Raw genomic sequence first — 4,442 nt, 5'->3', positions numbered from 1 at the left:
CGGCGTTCCGGCCGCACTCGCCCCGGCGCCCCGGCCGCACCGGACCGCCGTCCCGGCCGCACTCGTCCCGCTCCGCACATGTCCGACCGCGCAGACCCTAGTAGGGTGTGCGCACCTGCCGGGCCCGCCGCGGCGGGTCGTGGGGCTGGGGCGTGGGATGAGCAGACATGGACGTGAGTCCAGCGGGGAGGAACGGTTCGTGTCCGGCGAGAACGCCCACCCGCTCCTGTCGGCGGCACCGCGGGAAGGCGGCGGTGAGTCGGACATCGATCCGGACGACCTGCCCGACGGCTTGGTGGTGGCCGACGCGGACGGCCGGGTCATCTGCTTCAACGCCGCCGCCGCCCGCATCACCCGCCTGCCCGCACCGGAGGCGCTGGGCCGGCCGATCGAGCAGGTCCTGCCGCTGGAGGACCTGGAAGGGCGCCGCTGGTGGCGGCTCACCGACCCCTACGGCGGACTGGCCGTCCGGCGGGGACAGCCCGAGCGCAACCTGCTGCTGCCCGGCGGCCGCGAGGTCCTGGTGTCGGCCCGCTACGTGCGGCAGGCACCCACCGGACCGGTACGCCGGCTGGTGGTCGCGCTGCGCGGCACCGAGGCCCGGCGGCGGACCGAACGCGAGCACGCCGAACTCATCGCCACCGTCGCCCACGAACTGCGTTCGCCGCTGACCTCCGTGAAGGGGTTCACCGCGACGCTGCTCGCCAAGTGGGAACGCTTCACCGACGACCAGAAGCGGCTGATGCTGGAGACCGTCGACGCCGACGCCAACCGCGTCACCCGGCTCATCGCGGAACTGCTGGACATCTCCCGCATCGACTCCGGACGGCTGGAGCTGCGCAAACAGCCCGTCGACATGGCCGCCGCCGTCCGCCGCCACATCGAGGCGCACCTCGCGGCCGGTGAGCTCGCCGAGCGGTTCGTCACCCGCATCTCCGCCGACCTGCCGCAGCTCTGGGCCGACCCCGACAAGATCGACCAGGTGCTGGGCAACCTGCTGGAAAACGCGGTGCGCCACGGCGAGGGAACCGTCACCATCGAGGTGTCGGCCGCATCGCCGACGCGCAGCCACCCCGAAGGGACGACCGTCACCGTGAGCGACGAAGGCCCCGGCATCCCCGAGGAGTCGATGAGCCGTGTCTTCACCCGCTTCTGGCGGGGCAGCAAGCGCGGCGGCACGGGGCTCGGGCTGTACATCGTCAAGGGCATCGTCGAGGTGCACGGCGGCACCATCACGGTCGGGCGGTCCGCCGCGGGCGGCGCCCAGTTCCGATTTACCCTGCCCGTGGGCACCCCGGCGATCCTCTCCTGAGCCAGCCGGAACGCCGCCCACGGGCTTCTCCGCGTCCATGTCCACGCGCGCCTCCCCGTAGACTCGTCCTTTGGCACCTTTACGCCACACGTCGTGGGGCACGGCGCGCAGCCCAGCCAACCGGAAGCACGGGAAGAGATGTCCGCACCCAACAAGTCGTACGACCCTGTCGAGGTCGAGGCACTGAAACCGGAAGCGATCGACCGGGCACGGGACGAGGCGCTCGCCGCCATCTCGGCAGCGGCCGACCTCGACGCGCTGCGTGAGGTGAAGGCGGCACACGCAGGTGACCGCTCACCCCTGGCGCTCGCCAACCGGGAGATCGGCGCGCTGCCGCCGCACGCCAAGGCGGACGCGGGCAAGCGCGTCGGCATGGCCCGCGGCGCGGTCAACAAGGCGCTCAAGAGCCGGCAGGAGCAGCTGGAGGCGGAACGCGACGAGCGGGTGCTCGTCGAGGAGGCGGTGGACGTCACGCTGCCCTACGACCGGTCGCCGGCCGGTGCCCGCCATCCGCTCACCACGCTCATGGAGCGCGTGGAGGACATCTTCGTGGCCATGGGCTACGAGGTGGCCGAGGGGCCCGAGGCCGAGGCGGAGTGGTTCAACTTCGACGCCCTCAACATCGCGCCCGACCACCCCGCCCGCACCATGCAGGACACCTTCTTCGTCCGCGCGGCGGAAGCCGCCGCGGGTGACGGGAGCGGCAAGGACGCCGCCGACGCCGACGGCGAGTCGGGCATCGTGCTGCGCACCCACACCTCGCCGGTGCAGATCCGCTCGCTGCTCGACCGCGAGCCGCCGGTGTACGTCATCTGCCCCGGCAAGGTGTTCCGCACCGACGAGCTGGACGCCACCCACACCCCGGTCTTCCACCAGGTGGAGCTGCTCGCGGTGGACGAGGGCCTGACCATGGCCGACCTCAAGGGCACGCTCGACCACATGGTCACCGCGCTCTTCGGGGAGGGCCTGGGCACCCGGCTGCGGCCGTCGTACTTCCCGTTCACCGAGCCGTCCGCCGAGATGGACATGGTCTGCTTCGCCTGCCGCGGCGCGTCCGTCGGCGACCCGGAGCGCCCCTGCCGCACCTGCTCCAGCGAAGGCTGGATCGAGCTCGGCGGCTGCGGCATGGTCAACCCTCGGGTGCTCACCGCCTGCGGCGTGGACCCGCAGAAGTACAGCGGCTTCGCCTTCGGGTTCGGCATCGAGCGGATGCTGATGTTCCGCCACAACGTCGAAGACATGCGAGACATGGTCGAGGGTGACGTGCGCTTCACCCGGCCGTTCGGGATGGAGATCTGATGCGGGCCCCGCTTTCCTGGCTGCGGGAGTACGTCGAACTGCCGGCCGGCGAGTCCGGTCGCGACGTCGCGGCGAAACTCATCGCGTCCGGGCTGGAGGTCGAGACCGTCGACCAGCTCGGCACGGGCCTCAAGGGCCCCCTGGTGGTCGGCAAGGTCCTCGCCATCGAGGAACTCACCGAGTTCAAGAAGCCCATCCGGTACTGCCAGGTCGACGTCGGCGACGCCAACGGCACCGGGGAACCGCAGAACATCGTCTGCGGCGCCCGGAACTTCGCCGTCGGCGACAAGGTCGTCGTGGTCCTGCCGGGCGCCGTCCTGCCCGGTGACTTCAAGATCGCCGCCCGGAAGACCTACGGCAAGGTCTCCGAGGGCATGATCTGCTCCGCCTCGGAGCTCGGCGTCAGCGACGAGCACGACGGCATCATCGTGCTGCCGCCGGAGCACGAGGTGGGCACCGACGCCATCGAGCTGCTGGAGCTGGTCGACGAGGTCCTGGACATCGCCGTCACGCCCGACCGCGGCTACTGCCTGTCGATGCGCGGCATCGCCCGCGAGGCGGCGACCGCCTACGGGGTGCCGCTGCGCGACCCCGCGCTGCTCGACGTCCCGGCGCCCAACGACTACGGACCGCGGGTCGAGGTCACCGATCCGGCAGGCTGCGACCGGTTCACCGCGCGGGCCGTCACCGGCGTCCGCCCGGAGACCCGTTCCCCGCTGTGGCTCCAGCGCCGGCTCCAGAAGGCCGGCATGCGGCCGATCTCGCTCGCCGTGGACGTCACCAACTACGTGATGCTCGAACTCGGCCAGCCGCTGCACGCCTACGACCGGAACCGCGTCGACGGCCCGATCGGAGTGCGCCGTGCCGAGGCCGGCGAGAAGATCACCACGCTCGACGGTGTGCAGCGCACCCTGCACGCCGAGGACCTCGTCATCACCGACGACTCCGGCCCCATCGGCCTGGCCGGCGTGATGGGCGGCGCGAACACCGAGATCGTCGACGCCGCCACCGACCCGGAGACGGGCGAGGCCGCCGGCACCCGAGAGATCGTCATCGAGGCCGCGCACTTCGACCCGGTCGCCATCGCCCGCACCGTCCGCCGGCACCGCCTCAGCTCCGAGGCGTCCCGCCGCTTCGAGCGCGGTGTCGACCCGCAGGCGGCCTCCGCCGCCGCCCAGCGCACCGTGGACCTGCTGGTCCTGCTGGCCGGCGGTACCGCCGAGGCCGGCGTCACCGAGGTCGTCACCCCCAGCGGGCCGCACACCGTGCTGATCGCCGCCGACCACCCCGACCGGGTGGCCGGTGTGGTCTACGGCCGGGAGACGGTGGTCCGCCGCCTCCAGGAGGTCGGCTGCGACGTCTACGGCTCCGACGAGCTGACCGTCACCGTGCCTAGCTGGCGTCCCGACCTGACCGATCCGAACGACCTCGCCGAGGAGGTCATCCGGCTGGAGGGCTACGAGGCGCTGCCGGCCACGCTGCCCAGGCCGCCGGCCGGGCGCGGTCTCACCGAGCGCCAGCGGCTGCACCGGCGGGTCGGGCGTTCGCTGGCCGCCGCCGGTTACGTCGAGGCCCTGAACTACCCGTTCGTCGCCGAGGGCGTCTTCGACCAGCTCCAGCTGGCCGCCGACGACCCGGCCCGCCGCACGGTACGTCTCGCGAACCCGCTCTCCGAGGAGGAGCCGGCGCTGCGCACCACGCTGCTGCCGGGCCTGCTGACAACGCTGCGGCGCAACGAGGGCCGCGGCAGCCAGGGCAGCCAGGGCGGGCTCGCCCTGTTCGAGACGGGCCTGGTCTTCCGGCCGCGTGCCGGCGCCACCAGGCCGGTGCG

3 protein-coding genes are annotated in these 4,442 nt (G+C 72.6%); all 3 read left to right on the top strand.

Going from position 1 to position 4,442, the window contains the following annotated elements; translation table 11 throughout:
* The first annotated feature begins 199 nt into the window (after window positions 1-199).
* Window positions 200-1,312 (top strand): sensor histidine kinase, encoded by a 1,113-nt coding sequence (locus ACYVE9_RS17045; protein WP_461028724.1) that lies wholly within the window; start codon window positions 200-202, stop codon window positions 1,310-1,312.
* 138 nt (window positions 1,313-1,450) lie between these two features.
* Window positions 1,451-2,611, top strand: coding sequence for a phenylalanine--tRNA ligase subunit alpha (gene pheS / locus ACYVE9_RS17040; RefSeq protein ID WP_461028723.1), 1,161 nt, complete (start codon window positions 1,451-1,453; stop codon window positions 2,609-2,611).
* The coding region (gene pheT / locus ACYVE9_RS17035) for a phenylalanine--tRNA ligase subunit beta (RefSeq protein WP_461028722.1) at window positions 2,611-4,442 on the top strand (1,832 nt) is incomplete at its 3' end. The genes pheS and pheT, both read left to right, overlap by 1 nt.

The sequence above is a fragment of the Streptomyces sparsus genome (assembly GCF_054776295.1).
The sequence above is the reverse complement of the archived record's forward strand: the minus strand, read 5'-3'. Positions and strand labels throughout refer to the sequence as shown.

Bases quoted from the DNA above. Each gene is read 5' to 3' on its own strand.
- pheS (WP_461028723.1), top strand. From the start codon at position 1,451: ATGTCCGCACCCAACAAGTCGTACGACCCTGTCGAGGTCGAGGCACTG.